This is a genomic window from Pseudomonas sp. Y3 TE3536, from assembly GCF_053629175.1.
Window position 1 is genome coordinate 2,716,743 of record NZ_JBRJHU010000001.1, and the last position, 18,997, is coordinate 2,735,739.

Consider the following 18,997-nt stretch of genomic DNA (forward strand, 5'->3'; position numbering starts at 1 on the left):
ACTCATTTTTACAGCTTGTATTTTGTACTTTTGTCGACGTTATCGATCTTGTCGTACAACTGCGCGAGGCATATGCTCCACCCCACTGTCATGTCAGACAACCCGCATAAAAACAACTAGTGGGAGATCCGCAAGTGAACGACACCCTCGCTCCGTCTGCCGGGAAGGATGGCGACGCTCTGGCCAGTGCCGTGGCCAAGGTCAAGCGCCACGTCCTGCCGCTGTTCGTCATCATGTTCATCGTCAACTACCTCGACCGCGTCAACATCGGCTTCGTCCGCCCGCACCTGGAAAGCGACCTGGGCATCAGCGCCGCTGCCTATGGGTTTGGCGCCGGGCTGTTCTTCATCGGCTACGCATTGTTCGAAGTGCCCTCGAACATGCTCCTACAGCGTGTCGGCGCTCGGCTGTGGCTGACCCGCATCATGTTCACCTGGGGGCTGGTAGCCACGGCCATGGCCTTTGTCCAGACTGAAACCCAGTTCTATGTGCTGCGGTTTTTGTTGGGCGTCGCCGAGGCCGGGTTCTTCCCTGGGGTGATCTACTACTTCACCCGTTGGCTACCCGGCGCCGAGCGCGGCAAGGCGATTGCGATTTTTATCAGCGGTTCGGCACTGGCGTCGCTGATCTCCGGCCCGCTGGCCGGGGCCTTGATGCACATCCAAGGCCTTGGCCTGCATGGCTGGCAGTGGATGCTGTTCATCGAAGGCATGGCCTCGGTAACGCTGTGCTTCTTCGTGTTCTTCTGGCTCGACTCCAAGCCGCAGGATGCCAAGTGGCTGAGCCAGGCCGAGCAGGATGCACTTGTGCACACCATCGACCGCGAGCAGCGTGAGCGGGAGGCTGTCGGTAGCGTCAAGACCTCGGCCTGGAGCCTGCTCAAAGACCGCCAGATCGTGCTGTTCTGCCTGATCTACTTCTGCATCCAGCTGACCATTTATGCCGCGACCTTCTGGCTGCCGAGCATCATCAAGCGCATGGGCGACCTAAGCGACCTGCAGGTTGGCTTCTTCAACTCGATCCCCTGGCTGATCTCGATCCTGGCGATGTACGCCTTCGCGTCCGGCTCGGCACGCTGGAAGTTCCAGCAGGCCTGGGTAGCCGCCGCGCTGGTGGTCGCCGCCATCGGCATGTTCATGTCCACCACCGGTGGGCCGGTGTTCGCCTTTGTCGCCATCTGTTTTGCCGCCATCGGTTTCAAGTCGGCCTCGTCGCTGTTCTGGCCGATCCCTCAGGGCTACCTGGACGCCCGCATCGCGGCGGCAGTGATTGCCCTGATCAACTCGGTCGGCAACCTCGGCGGTTTCGTGGCCCCCACCACCTTCGGCCTGCTCGAGCAGCAGACCGGCTCGATCCAAGGCGGCTTGTATGGCCTGGCGGTGACGTCGGTGCTGGCAGCCATCGCCGTGTTCTTCGTACGCACTCGCCCAAAGGGCGCTCCTTCCGATGAGCTCAAGGCGCCTTCGGCCCTGGGCCAGACCCACTGATGACTGCGAGATAAAACCATGAACATGCAGACGACTCCCGCCGTTCACACCACCACCCCCGTGGTCACCGATTTGCGCGTGATCCCGGTAGCTGGCCACGACAGCATGCTGCTCAACCTCAGTGGCGCGCATGGCCCGTACTTCACCCGCAACGTGGTAGTGCTGCGCGACAGCGCTGGCAACACCGGCCTGGGCGAGGTGCCGGGTGGCGAGAACATTCGCCAGACCTTGGAAGATGCCCGCAGCCTGGTCGTAGGCCAGCCTATCGGCCATTACCAGCGCGTGCTCAACGCCATGCGCCAGGCCTTCGCCAACCGCGATGCCGGCGGCCGCGGCCTGCAGACTTTTGACCTGCGCATCACCGTGCACGCCGTGACAGCCATCGAATCTGCATTGCTCGACCTGCTTGGCCAGCACCTGAATGTGCCCATGGCCGCACTGCTCGGCGAAGGGCAGCAGCGCGAGGCGGTAAAGATGCTCGGTTACCTGTTCTACATCGGCGACCGCCAGCAGACCGACCTGGCTTATCGCAGCGAAGCGGAGGCGGACGATGACTGGTTCCGCCTGCGCCACGAGAAGGCCCTGACCCCGGACGCAGTCGTGCGCCTGGCCGAAGCCGCCAGGCAGCGCTATGGCTTCAGTGACTTCAAGCTCAAGGGTGGCGTACTGCGCGGTGAGGAAGAGATGGAGGCAGTGACCGCCCTGGCCGAACGCTTCCCCGATGCGCGCATCACCCTCGACCCGAACGGCGCCTGGTCGCTTAAAGAGGCCATCGCCCTGTGCCGTGACAAGCACGACGTGCTGGCCTATGCCGAAGACCCCTGCGGTGCCGAAAACGGCTACTCGGGCCGCGAGGTGATGGCCGAGTTCCGTCGGGCCACGGGGCTGCCTACTGCCACCAACATGATCGCCACCGACTGGCGGCAGATGGGCCATGCCATCCAGTCGCAATCGGTGGACATCCCCTTGGCCGACCCGCACTTCTGGACCTTGCAGGGCTCGGTGCGGGTGGCGCAGATGTGCAATGACTGGGGGCTGACCTGGGGCTCGCATTCCAACAACCACTTCGACATCTCCCTGGCCATGTTCACCCAGGTGGCTGCCGCCGCGCCGGGTGAAATCACCGCCATCGACACCCACTGGATCTGGCAGGACGGCCAGCGCCTGACACGTGAGCCGCTGCGTATCGTCGACGGCCATGTGCGCGTGCCGGCGCGCCCAGGGTTGGGTGTGGAGATCGATGAAGACCAGCTGGCCAAGGCGCACGAGTGCTACCGCAACATGGGCCTCGGGGCGCGGGATGACAGCGTGGCGATGCAGTTTCTGATACCGGGCTGGCAGTTCGACAACAAGCGCCCTTGCCTGGTGCGCTGAGCCCTTTCTAGCGCTGCCCAAGCGCCCAACACACCCTCTCTGTAGGAGCAGCCTTGTGCTGCGAAGAGGCCGGTGAACACACAGTGAATCTTTGCTGTGTTCACCGGCCTCTTCGCAGCACAAGGCTGCTCCTACAGTGCAAGAATCCGAGCCCTGACGATGCAGCTAGCGTTGCAGGGCGATGCACACCCAAATGAAAAACGATAGCTTCAGACGGCCCGATGGCGCGTTTGGACATGCCAATCGCGACATCTGGCGGGAATGGAAAAGCGTTGTCGTGATCGCACACCTGCGGGACGTTCTCGTGTAATTTTCCTACGCCTTACGGGGCTTAAATGGACCTCGAATTCTGCTGGTGCGTTGCTCTGAATGCGTGCAAAAGGCCAACAACAGCGCGTGAGTGATGTGTCATTCCGATGAACTCTCTAGGAGATAATGTTCGCCTACGCCTGCCCCCGTCCTTCCTTGTGTCAGCAAAAAGAGAACAAGATCAATGAACACCGTGGGATCTGATGGCAACCTTGCACAAGGTTTCAAGCCACGTCATGTAACGATGCTGTCCATCGCGGGCATCATCGGTGCAGGACTATTCGTAGGCTCCGGGCACGCGATTGCCGCGGCCGGGCCAGCCACCCTAATTTCTTACTTCGTGGCCGGCACCCTGGTGGTGCTGGTCATGCGCATGCTCGGCGAAATGGCCGTCGCGCACCCTGATACCGGGTCCTTCTCCACCTACGCCGACCAGGCCATTGGCCGCTGGGCTGGCTACACCATTGGCTGGTTGTACTGGTGGTTCTGGGTGTTGGTCATCCCCATCGAGGCACTGGCGGCGGGGCATGTACTGAACGCCTGGTTCCCGCAGGTGGACAGCTGGATCTTCGCACTGGCCTCGGTGCTGCTGTTGGCAGGTACCAACCTGTTCAGCGTGGCCAAGTACGGTGAGTTCGAGTTCTGGTTCGCGATTCTCAAGGTCACCGCCATCCTTGGCTTCATCGGCCTGGGCTTCGCGGCCTTGATGGGTTGGCTGCCAAACCGTGAAGTCAGCGGTTTGAGCGCGTTGGTCGCCGAGCACGGCGGTTTCGCGCCCAAGGGCTGGTCTGCCGTTATCGGTGCCTTCATCACCGTGATGTTCAGCTTCATCGGTACCGAGGCGGTGACCATCGCCGCCTCCGAGTCCAGCGACCCGTCCCGCAACATCGCCAAGGCCACGCGTTCGGTGATCTGGCGGATCAGCACCTTCTACATCCTGTCGATCTTCGTGATCATCTCGGTGGTGCCGTGGAACGATCCGCAATTGGCAGTGGTGGGCTCTTACCAGCGTGCGCTGGAGATCATGAACATTCCCAACGCCGCCTTCATGGTCGACCTGGTGGTGCTGGTGGCCGTGACCAGTTGCATGAACTCGTCGATCTACATCGCCTCGCGGATGATGTATTCGCTGGCCAAGCGCGGTGACGCACCGGCCTTCCTCAACAAGACCTCCAAGGTCGGCGTGCCGCGTTCGGCGGTATTTGGCAGCACCCTGATCGGCGCGGCCATCGCCATCCTGAACTACTTCGCGCCCAAAGGCGTGTTCGAGTTCCTGCTGGCCAGCTCTGGCGCCATCGCCCTGCTGGTGTACATGGTCATCGCCATCTCCCAGCTGCGCATGCGCCGCCGCCTGGAGCGCGAGAACGCCGAACTGAAGTTCCGCATGTGGCTGTTCCCATGGCTGACCTGGGCGGTGATCATCTTCATCGCCGCGGCGCTGGCGGTGATGATGTATACGCCTGAGCACCGGGTGGAAGTGAGCTCGACACTGGGCTTGGCGATCGTGATTTCCTTCCTGGGGATAGTCACATCGCGGGGGCATACGCAGGCAGTGGCGGCGCGGTCGGTGGGGGGATCGGCTTAATCGTCCACGCCAAAAGTCTCACCCCTGTTCACTTAAGAATGCCGGGGCCGCTCTGCGGCCCATCGCGGCACAAGGCCGCTCCCACACCGACCGCGTTATGCCCTATTTACAGGGCATGCGCGAACATTGTGGGAGCGGCCTTGTGCCGCGATGGGCCGCAAAGCGGCCCCAATACAGGCGATGGGGTGAGACGTTTACTGCGGGGGATCAGCGCATCATCTCGATGTACCTGATCACCGCAGGTGCCTTTTCGAAACGCCGATGAATCAGGCTCAGCCATGAGCTGGCCTGGCAATCGGCGATACGTCGGTAATTCACCTGCGCCAGGCTGATGCGCTGCACGACCGACTCCGGCACCACGGCGATGCCCTGGCCCAACGAAACCAAAGTGATTACTGCGACCAGGCTGCCGGGTTGCGGGCCGAGCCGTGGCACGAAACCACCTTGTGCCGAGACTTCGAGCGTGCCGGAAATCTGCTCGGGGAGGATGAAGGTCTCATTGGCCAGGCGGGATGCCGGGATCTGTGGCAACTCATTGATCCGCGAGTTGGCCGGCAGGGCGAGAACGAAACCTTCCTGGTGCAGGGCGATGGCTTCCAGTTCTTCCGGCAGCTCCATCGGCGAGCGCACGTAGGCGAGGTCGAGCAGGCCATCGCGCACCTGTCCAGGCAACTCCAGCATTGGCAGCTCGCGGATGTTCAGGCGTACGTCTGGGTGGCTTTCGCTAAAGCCGGTCACCTGCCGCTGCAGCATGCCCGAATACGCGGCAGAGGCCACATAGCCCATTTCGATACGCCCGCTTTCGCCGCGCCCTGCACGCTGCGCGCCCAGTTGTGCGGCATCGAACTGGCGTACGGCCTGTTCGGCTTCGATCAGCAATGCCTGGCCTGCAGCGGTGAGGTTCACCTCGCGTTGGCTGCGCTCGAACAGGCGCACGCCCAGCTCGCGTTCCATGTCCTGGATCTGCCGGCTGAGGGTAGGCGGAGCGATGCCCAACTGTTCTGCGGCACGGGTGAAATGGCCGTGCTGGGCGACGCAGAGGAAGTAGCGGAAATGGCGGATTTCCATGCGGTGTTACCTGCAAGCTAATGACGCGGGCCACTGCGGCTAACAAGCCGTGGGGCTGATGGCGTTAGGGTGAAGACAACACTACAAGGCTGGTGCCATGGCGGCAAAGGTATCGTTGGTGCCCGTGATATAGACCCTGTGGGAGCGGGTTTACCCGCGAAGAAGGTGACGCGGTGTATGGCACCGGCTTTGCCGGTGTTCGCGGGTAAACCGGCTCCCACAGGTCCGTGCAATGCCACTGAATGACACCAGGCCCCATGACAACCAGCCCGCCTTCGGAGCCTTGCCATGCCCACGCCCGCTTCCCCGCGCTTCACCCTGCTCACCGCCTCACTGGTCTGCGCCCTGATCATTCTCGACACCAACATCGTCGCCGTCAGCCTGCCCAGCATCGCGCGTGACCTGTCCGGCGCGTTCGCCGATATCGAATGGGTGGTCAGCGCCTACCTGCTGGCCTTCGCCGCCTGCCTGCTGCCAGCCGGCAGCCTGGCCGACCGCTTTGGCCGACGTCGCCTGCTGCTGATCGGCCTTGCGGTGTTCGGCATCGCCTCGCTGGCCTGCGGCGCAGCCCCCAGCTTAATGTTCCTCAACCTGGCCAGAGCGGCCAAGGGCATCGGCGCCGCCATGCTGCTGACCTCAGCACTCGCCGCCATAGGCCACCGCTTCCACGAACCCCAGGAACGCCTGCGCGCCTGGGCCTTCTGGGGCGCCTGCATGGGCGCCACCATCACCTTCGCGCCGCTGCTCGGCGGGGTGATCGCCAGCACGCTGGGCTGGCGCTGGATCTTCTACATCAACCTGCCATTGGTGGCGGTGCTGGCCGTGATGGTACTGCGCAGCGTCGAGCCGTCCCGCGACAGCGCTGCAGCACGCCTCGACCCTTGGGGTGGCCTGACCTTCGCAGGCAGCCTGGGCTACCTGATCTGGGCAATGATCGACGCCAACCAAGTCGGTTGGGGCAGCGCCCAGACCCTGGCGCGGCTGCTGATTAGCGCATTCCTGTTCGGCCTGTTCATCATGGTCGAACGCAGCCAGACACGGCCGATGATCGACCTGCGGCTGATGCGCAGCGGGCGTTTCGTGGGTGCCCTGTTGGGTATGTTTGGCTACGCGGCCTGTGCCCAGGTGATGATGACCCTGCTGCCGCTCTACCTGCAAAACGGCCTGCAACTGTCGGCCCTGGCGGCAGGGGCGGGGATGCTGCCGTTCGCCGTGGCCATGCTGCTGACACCCCGCCTGGGCATGCGCCTGGCCACTTACCTGAGCCCGGCCCAGGTGTTCGCCCTTGGCCTGCTGCTGGTGGGCGCGGGCAACTTGCTGTGTGCCTGGGCCGCTGGCTACGGCGGCTACAGCGCTTTTGCCCTGGCCAGCGTGGTGCTGGGCGCGGGGGCAGGGCTGCTCAATGGCGACACGCAGAAAAACATCATGGCCTGCGTGCCCCGTGAGCGTACCGGCATGGCCTCGGGGCTGAGCACCACCACGCGCTTCGGCGCGATCGTGTTGGCCATCGGTGTGCTCGGCGGCGTGCTGGCGGCCCGCAGCGGCCAATTGCTGCACGAGGCCATGGCTGCCGTGGCCCCCGCGCATTTGGGCGAGGTTGCCACGATGGCCACGCGCGTTGCCGCGGGCGACCTGCAGGCGGCTTTAGCCGTGCTGGACCCTGGCCTGCGTGAGGCAGTGGCGCCTTTGGCCCGCCAGGCCTTCATCGGAGGGTTTGAAGCCGTGTTGCACGTGGCAGGCGTGGCGGCGCTGCTGTTCGCGGTGCTGGTCGGCGTGTTACTGAGCCGACCCCTGCCGGCCCTGCAGGATGCACGTTTAACCGAAGGCTAGTGATGAGGCCGCGGGCGCAATGCGATTGTTTCTTCTTGACGCGCAACTAATTCAATTGGCAAATGTCATTGACTGCGCGCCAATTCAGGCTGAAGAAGGAGCTTCACATGCACAATGACGACGTAACTGCCCCAACCCTCGAACTGCCTCCCGGCGTGTTCCCTCCGATGCCCGGTTATACGAATGCAGACCTGCTGTTTGTCATGAACCAGCCCATCGAAGCGCTGCTTGAACAACACAATGTCGACCCTGGCTTGATTCGCGAAACCAGCATAGCCCTGGTCAGCCATGTCTATGCGGTGTTTGAACGAGAAGATGTCGACTACCAAATCGCCACTTGGTATCAGAAGCCCTATGACGAGCCCTCCAAGCGTGCGCGCAGCGTCGAAATCATCTCGGAACAGTTCGGGGTATTTGCAATAAAGGCTGCCGCCGAATCCTTGAAAGGCTCGCCATTGCTGCATCTGGGTAAGGACTTTTATATGACGTTCGTCAGCTTGGCGGGTACTTCCATCAAAGCGCACATTCTGAAGTTGAATGACCGCGACGACGGGGCACAGTCAACGCAGGAATAGGGCGCACGGTAAGCCTGGACGGCGGTGTGGGAGGCTCAATAGCGCGCGTGTGACGTGTGTTGCGCAGAAACCTGAAAATAAATGAGGTGTTTTCTCATTCTCGTTCGGCCTGTAGAGAAGGCCGGAATACAGGCCAGTCTGCCAGCACTCCACGGAGCGAGAAAATGAGTTCGACCCCGGTTCCACAGCGCCACCCCTTCAATCGTGCCCTGCACGGCGCCTTCTTGGGGTTGGTTGTCAGCAGCTATGCCTTGCCGTCGCTTGCGCAACCCTTGGCCACTGATCACAACAACCAACTGCAGCAGTGGAACATCCCGGGGGGCCCGCTGGCGCCGGCGCTCGACCGCTTTGCGCGCCAGGCGGGCATCAGCCTGTCTTACGATGCGCAGAGCATCGGCAACCGCACGACCCAAGGCGTCCAAGGCACGCTCGAGACGCCGGCAGCACTGTCGTCATTGTTGCAGGGGACCGAGTTGCAGCCAGAGCAGCAAGGCCCGAATGCCTACCTGATCATTCCGCAAACCAAGCCTGCCGGCCCGCTCGAACTTGGCGCGACCGAGGACTATCGCCTGGCGCCCGTCATCATCAATGCCAAGGTCAAAGCCAATGCTGACGACGACGCCGATTCGGTGGTCGCCAAAGAGCTGTGGGTGGGTGGCAAAGTCGCGACCAGCATCCTCAACACGCCCGCGTCGGTGTCGGTGGTTACCCGCAAGGAAATGGAGCAGCGCAGCGTCAGCACCACCGAAGAGGCCCTGCTCTACACCCCAGGCGTCATCAGCGACTTCTACGGCTCGGACGACCGCAACGACTACTTCCAGATCCGCGGCTTCCAGGCCACCACCTACCGCGACGGCCTGACCTTAAGCTCGATGCGCGGTGTGCGCGAAGACCCCTACGCCTACGAGCGCATCGAGATTCTGCGCGGTGCCAACTCCACCCTGTTCGGCCCGGCCGACCCCGGTGGTTCGGTCAACTTCGTGACCAAACAGCCCCGCTTCGAGCAGTTCGGCCAGGGCTACGTCACTTACGGCTCCTACGACCATGCCGAGACCGGCATCGATGTTGGCGATGCGCTGAACGACGAAAAAACCGTCGCCGGCCGCTTCACCGCCAAGATGCAGAACAGCGACCGCGAGTACGACCACTCGCAAGACGACAACCGCTTCGTGATGGGTGGCCTGACCTGGGCGCCGACCGACTACACCTCGGCCACCGTGATCCTGGACTACCTGAAAACCGACAGCTCGCCCAACAGCGGTGGCTACCCGCTGGACAAGGAATACGACCGCAGCGATTTTTACGGTGAGCCCAGCTACAACTTCCACAACGTCGAGCGCACCAGCCTCAGCGGCAACATCACCCACGACTTCGACAACGGCTTCGTGCTGCGCAGCAACCTGCGTTACAGCGAGCTGAGCGATGACTTCGGCTACGCCTACCTGAGCGACAGCCCTACGCGTGTTGGCACCACGATCCCACGCTACGTGTTTGGTACCGACAGCGATGCCGACCAACTCAACGGCAACCTGATGCTGCAATACGATGCCCAGTTCGAGCACATCGACAGCAGCACCCTGGTGGGTGTGGAGTACCTCGACTCCACCACCAAGCAAAGCTCCGTCTACGGCCTGGCACCTTCCATCGATATCGCCAACCCAATCTTCACCGGCGTGCCGGGCGATATCTCGCCGTATACTCGCAAAAAGAACGACGCCACGACCAAGGCTGTTTTCCTGCAGCAGAACTTGTCGTTCTACGACCGCGTCATTGCTACCGCAGGTGTGCGTAACGACTCCATGGACCTGTCCAGCAAGGAGTACATCGGCGGCGCCTCGAGTGAAAACGACAGCTTCTCCGAAACCTCTTACCGCGGTGCGTTGACCTATATCGTCAACGATGAAGTGTCGACCTATGTGAGCATGGTGGAATCCGTTTCGCCGCCACAGGTTGGCGTTACCCCGCAAACGGGCCGGCAGTACGAAGTGGGCGTGAAGTATTCGCCCATGGGGATGGATGCGTTGTTCTCTGCAGCCATTTATGACCTGACGCAGGAGAACGTCACCATTGCCGTGGTGTTGCCGAGCGGCATTATCGAGCAGCAGACGGTGGGTGAGTCTCGCGTGCGCGGCCTGGACCTGGAAGCCAAGGCGCAGGTGACGCAAGACATCAGCGTGATCGGGGCTTACTCGTATATGGAGTCTGAAGTGCTGCGTGGGTCGTTGTATGACGGCTCGTCGCTGAAGGGTAAAGAGTTCACCACGGCGCCGAAGCATTCTGCTTCGCTTTGGAGCTACTACAGCATTCCTGATACTGACGTGAGCGTTGGGCTGGGGGCGCGGTATGTGGGCGGGTATTACATGGATGCGGCCAATACCAAGAAAAGCGATGGGACCACGCTGTTTGATGCGGCTTTGAATTACAAGATTGCCAAGGGGACCGACCTTGCACTGAATGTGAGCAATCTGTTTGATGAGCAGCATGTGGTGGGGTCGGGGACTGCGAACTATTACAACCCGGGGCGGGAGGTTACGGCTAAGTTGAGTTACAGCTGGTAAGGCGATTTCTGGATTGTGAAGTGCCCGCCGTATGGCGTAATGCTGTTCACTTAAGTTATCCATCGCCTGTATTGGGGCCGCTTTGCGGCCCATCGCGGCACAAGGCCGCTCCCACAATGTTCGCGCATGCCTTGTAAATAGGGGTATAACGCGGTCGGTGTAGGAGCGGCCTTGTGCCGCGATGGGCCGCAGAGCGGCCCCGGCATTCTTAAGTGAACAGCATTACGCCGTATGGCGGGCATTGCCAACATCCTTGTGTAGACGCTTTTTCCAATGAGAGACTAAGTAGTCGATCTAACGAGTGGGATTGCAGGTCGGCACCTGCATCCACGGAGAAAGCATGAGAAAAGTCGATCCTCAGAAACACCAGGCCAAGCTGCAGCACATCCTCGAAGCCGCTGTGGCGTGCTTTGCCGAGAAAGGTTTTCGCGGCACTTCGACCAACGAAATCTGTGCAGCTGCGGGCATGAGCCCAGGCAACCTGTTCCACTACTTCCCCAACAAACAGGCCGTGATCGAGGCCATTGTGGAGGAAGACCGGCGCGAAATGAGCGAACGCTTCGCCCAACTTGCCGAAGAGCCCGATGCCATTCTGGCAATCGAGCGATTGGCCAAAGACCTCCTCAAACAGTGCGCCGACCCTGTCTACGCCAAGATCGGGGTCGAGGTCGTTGCCGAGAGCATGCGCAACCCCGAGATGGCCACCTTGGTCGCTGCCAGCGAGGCTTCGATCAAAGGCGACCTGGTAACGCTTCTGCGGCGGGGGATCGCCCAAGGTCAGATCGATGCATCCCTGGATCCGAAGATCGCTGCCACCTGGCTCATTGCGCTCATTGACGGTGCAGTCTCCCGCTCCGTGCTGGACCGGGACTTCAAGCCCAAAGCCTATACGCCAACGTTGATGCGCATGATCCGGCGCTTTCTCGAATAAACCGTCGCGCGCCGTTCTAGCGATTGCAGGCCGGTTGCCCCATGGATTGGGCGTGCAGCCGGACCACGCGTTGGGCCGCAAACAAGGCCAACAGGGGCGCCAACGCGAACACACCAAACAGCCAAGCTGCAGCGCTGGCCGTACCCACGATACCGCCTGGGTCCGTCAGCCCGGCAAGGTTTGCCACCATGCCGGCCAGCGCCGCACCGAGTGCTGTGGCAAACAGTTGCACGGTTGTGATGGACGCTGCAGCCAAGCCCTGCTCGCCAGCCGACGCGACCTGAAACACGCGGGTCAGCAGATGCGGCCAAGCCAGGCCCACCCCCAACCCGATGGCAACCAGGGCCAGGCAGATGGGCGTGATCGTCAGCCAGCCACCTGCACTCTCGGCTCGAATCAGCACGGCAAGCGTCACCATGCCGGCCAACCCAAGGAGCGGGCCGGCGAGGATGGCGCGCCTGACGCCGTTGTCACTCGCCCCAGCACTGGCAAGGGAGCCGAGCGTCCACCCGGCGGCCATGAGCGCGGCAAGATAGCCGGCGGCGAGGGGGGACTGATGGTGAAGCACCTGAAGGAACAGCGGCACGAAAATCTCGCCACTGGTCACGGCGACGGCCAGCAGCGACATCGTCGCATACAGTGCGCCAAGCGCAGACGTGACGTTGAAAGCACCTGTCGGCAGCAGCTTATGGCGTGAGCGGCTTTCCGTGCCCATCAGCAACGCTGTGAAGATAACGGCGGCGCCCAGCCCGGCGATGTTCCAGAGCAGGCCAGGCAAGACACTGCCAGCCGAAACGGCCAACACTGCCAACGTCAAAAACAGCAATTGGGCCAGTGGCAGCGGCGCGCGGCCAACGCGTTCATCGGTGCGCTTGGGCAGCACAACGGCCGCCAGCAGTGCGAACAACACGGCGACGGGGATGAGTGACCAGAACGCGGCGCGCCAGGCGCCGAGCTCGGCGAAAATACCGCCGACTGCCGGGCCAACCAACGTCGCCACCCCCCACATGCCCGAAACCAGCGCCATTGCCCGCGGCCATAACGCTTCATCGAAAACCAGCCGGATCATGGCGTAGGAGAGGGCGAACAAAAACCCTCCGCCGAGCCCCTGAACCAGGCGGCCGGCCAACATGATCGGCATCGATGGGGCAAACGCACACAGCAGCGCGCCGCTGGCAAACACCAGTGTGGCGATGATGTAGGCGCCTCGCGGCCCCGCACCGCCAAGCAACCGCGCCGACAATGCCGAACCGAGGATTGAGGCAGCGACGAACAGCGTGGTATTCCACGCGTAATAGTCGATGCCGCCGATGTCCCTGACCACTGAAGGCAGGATCGTGGTGGCAATGTAGACGTTGATCGCATGCAGCACGACGCCCCCAGCCAACGCCAGCGAGCGCACGCCATTGGTGCCTGACAGCAGGGCAGCCCAGCCTGCACTGGCCGGGCGGTTATCCACAGGCGTGCGCTGTTCTGGCATGGGTTGCGAACCTGAATCAGGTGAGGCGTGATGCTTGTTCATGTCGGCTCCACTTCGTAAGTTCACCCGCCATTGCGAGTAGGGTTTGCGAAGGCAAACCGACCACCCTTATAAAACCTCAGGTTAAGCTGAGGTCAAGCGGCATTTGAATTCATGTTGGCGATGAGCCCCGCATAAACACCGTTGAGGCTCTCCAGCTCGGTGTGCGTGCCGCATTCAACAACGCGGCCATGCTGCAGAACGACGATCTGGTCAGCATGGCGAATGGTGGACAGGCGATGCGCAATGGTGATGGTGGTTCGGCCTTTTGACAGGGCCGCCAGGGCAACTTCCATGGCGCGTTCGGTTTTTGTGTCCAACGCACTGGTCGCTTCATCGAGCAGCAGGATCGGGGGGTTGCGCAAGATGGTGCGCGCGAGCGCAAGGCGCTGTTTTTCACCCCCTGAGAACCGGTATCCGCGATCGCCAACCAGCGTGTCATACCCTTGGGGCAAGGCCGACAGGCTGTCGTGGATCTGCGCAATCTTGGCAGCGGCGATCAACTCTTCATCAGTGGCGCCTGGTTTTGCGAAGCGAAGGTTTTCCGCCACGGAGGCGTACAGCAGATACGGTTCTTGTGTAACGACACCCAGCAGATCGGTCACCGTTTCAAAACTCAGCGTCCGCACATCCACGCCGTCATAGCGGATTTCACCGGCCGAGACATCGTAAAGACGCGCCAGCAGATAACCCAGCGTGGTCTTGCCCGAGCCTGTCGAACCTACGATGGCGACGCTGGAGCCGGCAGGAATATCGATTGAGACATCAGTCAGCGTCGGTTGCAGGTTGGCAGGGTAAGAGAAGCTGACGTTTTTCAGTTGCACTGCGCCTTGCATGTGCAGCCGGTCCAACGTGATGGCATCGGGTTTTTCGGTGATCTCCACGGGCTGGTCGAGGTACTGGAAAACACGGGTGAACAAGGCGCGGGTAGTCCGCATTTCGCGGCCTATCTCCAGCAGCCCTTCCAGTGGCCAGAGCAACTGCTCCTGCAAAGCGATCATCGCCACCAGCGTGCCGATAGTTGCCGGAACCCCGGCGTTCAGCAGCAGGCCGCCCAGCAACAGCGTGAGGGCCGGGAACATCGACAACATCAACAGGATCAATTGCCATTGCCACTCGCCTGCAGTGTGGGAGCGGACCTCCAGGCTTGCGACTTCTTTCGAGGTACGCGTGAAGCGTTGAGTCAAATGTGCTGCGCGCCCAAGGGTACGCGCCAGGATCACACCCGAAATCGACAGCGACTCTTGAACCGCTGCAGACATATCGCCAAGGCGGACCTGTTGTTCGTGGGTAATGCTTTCCCGCAGCTTGCCGACGCGGTCGCTCAGCAGGATGGAGATCGGCACCGCAATCATCGAAAACAGCGCAAGCCGCCAGTCCAGTAGAAACATGGCGATGGTGGTCATCACCACGATGCTGAAGTTACGCGCCAACTCGTTGGCTGTGTGGGTAACGAGCGTTTGCAGGCCACCGATATCGCTGGCGATGCGTGACTGGATTTCGCCAGAGCGTGTTGCTGTGAAGAACGACAGCGAGAGCGATTGCAGGTGTGAGTAAAGCCTCACGCGCAGGTCATGCATGATCGACTGGCCGATTTTCGTCGACATGACAATCTGCAACGTATTCAGCCCTGCCGTTAGCGCGGCAACGCCAATCAGCCCACCCGCGAGGTACACCAGCAGGCGCATGTTGGCGTTAGGTAACGCCTCGTCAATGATCGCCCGCAGCAGGAAAGGGGACGCCATGCCGATCGCGGAACACACCAGGATCAGGCAGATGACCCGCGCGATTTGCATCTTATAGGGAACGAACAGCGCGATGATCCGGCTTGCCGAGACATGCTTGGCGGCAAGGTCATGGTAGCTGTCGGCTTTTGCTGTGCCATGTTCAGTCATTTTTGTTCCGGCCCTGTAGGCGCTGAATGGTTGCTCACCCTCGGTGAGCGTTCCTTGTATCGATTTCCCTGTGCCGAGGCCGCTGCGGCGCCCTGGACGCTTCACTCTGTGCGAGCGTATTCTAGACTAAGTGCTTAGTCTATAAATCGCAATGGGATGAGCCGGGCTGCTTGCGCCGGTACAAGGAGAGATTGGCGTGCGAAGAAAATTAGGGATGCTGGCTTTGGCAGGTGGCCTGTCGATGCTGCTGGGGCTGGCCGTCTTTGTTGTTCAGAACGTAGCTGACTTTGAACTCAACGATGCACAAGTCTCTACGTTGAAGTTTCGCTCGGGTGAAGTGGACGTGGTCGGAACGTTGGTACTGCCGATGGATGTGCAATCTGTCGTGCTGCTCGTTCACGGTGACGGCCCTATGGACCGCTTTGCATCCCGTGGGTATTTACCGCTAATCAATAGCCTGCTCGACGCGGGGGTGGGTGTGTTTACCTGGGACAAACAGGGCATAGGGGAGAGCGGCGGCAATTGGCTCAACCAGTCGATGTCAGACCGCGCTGCTGAGGCGCTGGCCGCACTTGCACGTGTGCGTAAAGAGCCTCGTGTAGCTGGGCGTAGTGTTGGTTTTCTCGGGTTCTCCCAAGGTGGCTGGGTAATACCGCGGGCCGCCAGTGAAGGGGACCCTGACTTCTCGGTAATTATCGGCGGGGCGGTAAACTGGCGACGCCAAGGCATGTACTACACCGGGTTGCGATTGGCGGGCGAGGGACGCACGCCAGCTGAAGTTGAAGTGAAGGTGCGCGAGGAGTACGAAAAGAACGACAAAGTATTCGGCCATCCCAATGAACATAACGCCCCTGATGGTTTTGCCGAGATGGACCGTGACCGCTTCAATTTCGTCCTCAAAAATTACAACGAAGACGTGACGCCAGCATTGAAAACCATGAAAGGGCCGGTGCTGGCCGTTTGGGGCGCGCAGGATGTGAATGTCAATGCGGCCGAAGACTCGAACGTCTACAAGGCGTTATTTTCTGGTGCCAGTGGAAGGCAAGTTGTCCTAGTCCCCAACGCCACGCATAGCTTGTTAAGGGCTGAGCTATTCAATTATCAGTTGGTCTCGCAATGGCCCTTATGGAAGCAGTATCTGTTCGTGGCGCTTGGGCGTCACGCCTATGCGCCCGGCACGCTGGCGTTCATCAGTGACTGGATCAAGCACCCAGCAGCTCTTTGAACAGAGGCTCCTGTGCCAGCCGAGCACGGCTAGCTTCAAGCGTTGAGCGCACGGCTTCATCACCGAATACCAAGCCCTGCAGGTAGGTGAAGTGCGGATTGAGCAGCCCGAGGGTATTCAGTACCTGGTGCAGGTAAGGCGTCAGAAAGTCCGGTTGCCGCGCTGACTCACCCTGGTGAAAACCACCTGAGCCCACCAACACGTACACCGGACGCTGTTTCAGAAGGCCGATTTTGCCTTCAGGGGTTGAGCGGAATGTCCGGTGAATACGTAGGACGTAATCGACCCAGAGCTTGAGCGCGGCAGGCAGCGTGAAGTTGTGCATCGGGGTGGCAATGAACAGGATATCGCAGCGCTCCAACTCGCCGATCAGCGCTTCTGAGTGCTCGAACACCGGAGAGTCGAACGGCGTGGGGGTCGCCAGGGCATGGGCATAGTCCATGTCGAGCGGCGGCAACGGGTACCGGCCCAGGTCGCGCTCGACCAGTTCAAGCCGCGGATACCGATGGCGTAGCGTTGCCACTAACTCGACTGCCAACTGATTGGCATGGGACACGTGGCCATGCGGGCTGGCATTGATCAAGAGCACATTGTTCATGCTGGGTTCTCTGTTTGAAGGTTCTGCGTGAAGTGCATGCCGTGAGCCAGCAGCCCCTGACGGAAATAGAAGCGTTGGGCCAACGGCATATGCAGCCCAGTGTCCAGCACAAAGTGGGCGCAACCGCGCCGTACGGCCTCTTCCCGAACAGCGCTCAACAGCCAGGTACCCAGGCTACTGCGCTGAACATCAGGCCGTACCACCAAATCGTCCACGTAGAGGAAGCGCCCGTAGAGCAGGTTTTCCAGCTCGCGATAACCGGCCAAGCCGACGACCTGTTCACCGTCCCAGGCGGCCAGCAAACGGTAACCCTGCCCAGTCTGCCGAGCCAATTGATCGACATAGGCATCCAGGTGAGTGAGGTGCGGCCGCAGTACCCGCATCAGGTCAAAACTGGCCTGAAAGGCTTCCAGGTCTTCGAGGTGTTGCAGTGTGTAATTCATGACCATTGTCCGCTGTAGAGTGATAGCTGACCTTAATGCGGCAATGGCTTAAGCTGCAGGGCCATAAAATACATAAATGACTGGGCCATGATGCTTCCTATCAAGCTGGATCGCGGCCAGTCAGTGCCGATCTACCGTCAGCTGTATCTGCGCTTTCGTGAGTCCATTGCCGATGGCCGCTTGCGCCCCGGTGACCGAGTACCGGCGGTACGCGCGTTGGCGGCAGAGCTCAATCTGGCCCGCGGTACGGTCGAAGCGGCTTATCAGTTGCTGATGGGGGAGGGCTACCTGACCGCGCGCGGCGCCGCCGGCACGGTGGTCACACCGCAACTGCCACCCATGTCCTCACCCACGCACCACCCCCCGGTGGCCTCGACGGCGTATCAGCCCACCCATTCAGGGGCGCAGCCGTTAGCCCTGCAGATGGGCCTACCGGCGCTGGACGCCTTCCCCCGCAAACTCTGGACAAGACTGGCAGGCCGCCAGCTGCGCCAGGCTGGCCTTGAAGGGCTGGTCTACCCGGACCCACGAGGGCATGCCCCGTTGCGCGCGGCCATCGCCACCTACCTGGGCATTTCACGGGGCATTACCTGCCACCCGCAGCAGGTGTTCGTGTGTGCAGGCTATCGTGCGTGCCTCGACCTCATCAGCCACACGTTAATGCGCCAAGGCGATGGGTGCTGGATGGAAGAGCCAGGGTATTTCATGGCCAGGAATGCCCTGCTGGACGCCGGCGCACAGTTGGTGCCGGTTCCCGTGGATGAAGACGGGCTCGACGTCGCGCAAGGCATTGCCCGAGCCCCCGACGCACGCTTCGCCGTGGTTACGCCGACCCACCAGAGCCCACTGGGCGTATCCCTGTCACTGCCGCGCCGGTTGGCGCTGTTGGACTGGGCTAACCAGCGCGGTAGCTGGGTGATCGAAGATGATTACGACAGTGAGTACCGCTACCAAGGCAAGCCCTTGCCCGCGCTCAAGAGCCTCGACCAGCAGGGGCGCGTGCTTTATACCGGCACCTTTAGCAAGGTGCTGTTTCCGGGGTTGCGCTTGGCTTATCTGGTGGTGCCGGCGGAGCAGAGCGAAGCGTTTGCCCGCCAGGCGGACCGGTTGCATAACCACTGCCCGCAGGTGTTGCAGGCGACTGTTAGCACGTTTTTGCAGGAGGGGCACTTTGCGCGGCATTTGAAGAAGATGCGCGGGCTTTATGGGGTTCGGCGGCGGTGGTTGGTTGAGGCGCTGCAGGAGCAGTTTGGGGAGCGGCTGTTGATTGACACTCAGGCGGGGGGCATGCATTTGGTCGCGGGGCTTTGTGAAGGGGACGATAGGGAAATTTCGCGACGTGCTCGGGCGGTTGGGGTTGCGGTTGAGCCGTTGTCGCAGTGGTATATGGAGGGGGGGCGTAGGCAGGGGTTGGTGCTTGGGTTTACTAATATTGTTAGTGCGGAGGAGGCGTTGGGGGTGGCGGTTCGGTTGGAACGGATTGTTCGGGGGTGATCCAGGCGCAAAAAAGACGCCCGAGGGCGTAATGCCAGTCGGTTAGGCGTCATCGGCTGTAATTGGGGCTGCTGTGCAGCCCATCGCAGGCAAGCCAGCTCCTAGA

At 61.3% G+C, this 18,997-nt stretch carries 14 protein-coding genes; 9 read left to right on the forward strand and 5 right to left on the reverse strand.

The genetic code is table 11. The features are described from left to right. Positions 1-134: 134 nt before the first annotated feature. The 3 genes from AB7M33_RS12280 (at position 135) to gabP (ending at position 4,755) form a co-directional block, all read left to right on the forward strand. The gene (locus AB7M33_RS12280; protein ID WP_454242897.1) at positions 135-1,487 is read left to right on the forward strand and encodes an MFS transporter; all 1,353 of its coding nucleotides are present in this window, start codon (positions 135-137) and stop codon (positions 1,485-1,487) included. 18 nt (positions 1,488-1,505) lie between these two features. After that, positions 1,506-2,861, forward strand: a complete 1,356-nt coding sequence (gene gudD / locus AB7M33_RS12285; RefSeq protein WP_454242898.1) for a glucarate dehydratase — start codon at positions 1,506-1,508, stop codon at positions 2,859-2,861. Between the two features lie 493 nt (positions 2,862-3,354). After that, positions 3,355-4,755 (forward strand): GABA permease, encoded by a 1,401-nt coding sequence (gene gabP, locus AB7M33_RS12290; RefSeq protein ID WP_454242899.1) that lies wholly within the window; start codon positions 3,355-3,357, stop codon positions 4,753-4,755. Positions 4,756-4,962: 207 nt separating this feature from the next. Here the strand turns inward: gabP and AB7M33_RS12295 are convergent, their stop codons facing one another. Beyond that, positions 4,963-5,823 (reverse strand): LysR family transcriptional regulator, encoded by an 861-nt coding sequence (locus tag AB7M33_RS12295; protein ID WP_265969640.1) that lies wholly within the window; start codon positions 5,821-5,823, stop codon positions 4,963-4,965. Between the two features lie 288 nt (positions 5,824-6,111). Here AB7M33_RS12295 and AB7M33_RS12300 point away from each other — a divergent pair, with 288 nt between their 5' ends. The 4 genes from AB7M33_RS12300 (at position 6,112) to AB7M33_RS12315 (ending at position 11,717) form a co-directional block, all read left to right on the forward strand. After that, positions 6,112-7,653, forward strand: coding sequence for an MFS transporter (locus AB7M33_RS12300; RefSeq protein ID WP_454242900.1), 1,542 nt, complete (start codon positions 6,112-6,114; stop codon positions 7,651-7,653). Between the two features lie 107 nt (positions 7,654-7,760). Beyond that, entirely contained in the window at positions 7,761-8,228 is a 468-nt protein-coding gene (locus tag AB7M33_RS12305; RefSeq protein ID WP_454242901.1) for a hypothetical protein, read from the forward strand. A 164-nt stretch (positions 8,229-8,392) separates the two neighbouring features. Next, on the forward strand, positions 8,393-10,786 hold the full coding sequence (locus AB7M33_RS12310; protein WP_454242902.1) for a TonB-dependent siderophore receptor: 2,394 nt from the start codon (positions 8,393-8,395) through the stop codon (positions 10,784-10,786). Between the two features lie 340 nt (positions 10,787-11,126). Beyond that, on the forward strand, positions 11,127-11,717 hold the full coding sequence (locus AB7M33_RS12315) for a TetR/AcrR family transcriptional regulator (protein ID WP_454242903.1): 591 nt from the start codon (positions 11,127-11,129) through the stop codon (positions 11,715-11,717). Positions 11,718-11,733: 16 nt separating this feature from the next. On the opposite strand, the gene AB7M33_RS12320 is transcribed toward AB7M33_RS12315, so the two are convergent. Continuing rightward, entirely contained in the window at positions 11,734-13,197 is a 1,464-nt protein-coding gene (locus tag AB7M33_RS12320) for an MFS transporter (RefSeq protein ID WP_454244217.1), read from the reverse strand. A gap of 134 nt (positions 13,198-13,331) precedes the next feature. Further along, positions 13,332-15,131, reverse strand: a complete 1,800-nt coding sequence (locus AB7M33_RS12325; protein WP_454242904.1) for an ABC transporter ATP-binding protein — start codon at positions 15,129-15,131, stop codon at positions 13,332-13,334. Positions 15,132-15,327: 196 nt separating this feature from the next. Between AB7M33_RS12325 and AB7M33_RS12330 the strand changes: the two genes are divergently transcribed. Further along, positions 15,328-16,356, forward strand: coding sequence for an alpha/beta hydrolase family protein (locus tag AB7M33_RS12330; RefSeq protein WP_454242905.1), 1,029 nt, complete (start codon positions 15,328-15,330; stop codon positions 16,354-16,356). On the opposite strand, the gene AB7M33_RS12335 is transcribed toward AB7M33_RS12330, so the two are convergent. Together AB7M33_RS12335 and AB7M33_RS12340 are read right to left on the reverse strand one after the other, a co-directional pair. Next, positions 16,334-16,954 (reverse strand): FMN-dependent NADH-azoreductase, encoded by a 621-nt coding sequence (locus AB7M33_RS12335; protein WP_454242906.1) that lies wholly within the window; start codon positions 16,952-16,954, stop codon positions 16,334-16,336. The two genes, AB7M33_RS12330 and AB7M33_RS12335, sit on opposite strands and share 23 nt — an antisense overlap. Then, a complete protein-coding gene (locus tag AB7M33_RS12340; RefSeq protein ID WP_454242907.1) occupies positions 16,951-17,397 on the reverse strand; it encodes a GNAT family N-acetyltransferase in 447 nt (148 codons plus the stop codon). Before AB7M33_RS12340 ends, AB7M33_RS12335 begins: the two co-directional genes overlap by 4 nt. An 87-nt stretch (positions 17,398-17,484) precedes the next feature. Here AB7M33_RS12340 and pdxR point away from each other — a divergent pair, with 87 nt between their 5' ends. Beyond that, a complete protein-coding gene (pdxR, locus tag AB7M33_RS12345; RefSeq protein ID WP_454242908.1) occupies positions 17,485-18,891 on the forward strand; it encodes a MocR-like pyridoxine biosynthesis transcription factor PdxR in 1,407 nt (468 codons plus the stop codon). Positions 18,892-18,997 lie beyond the last annotated feature (106 nt).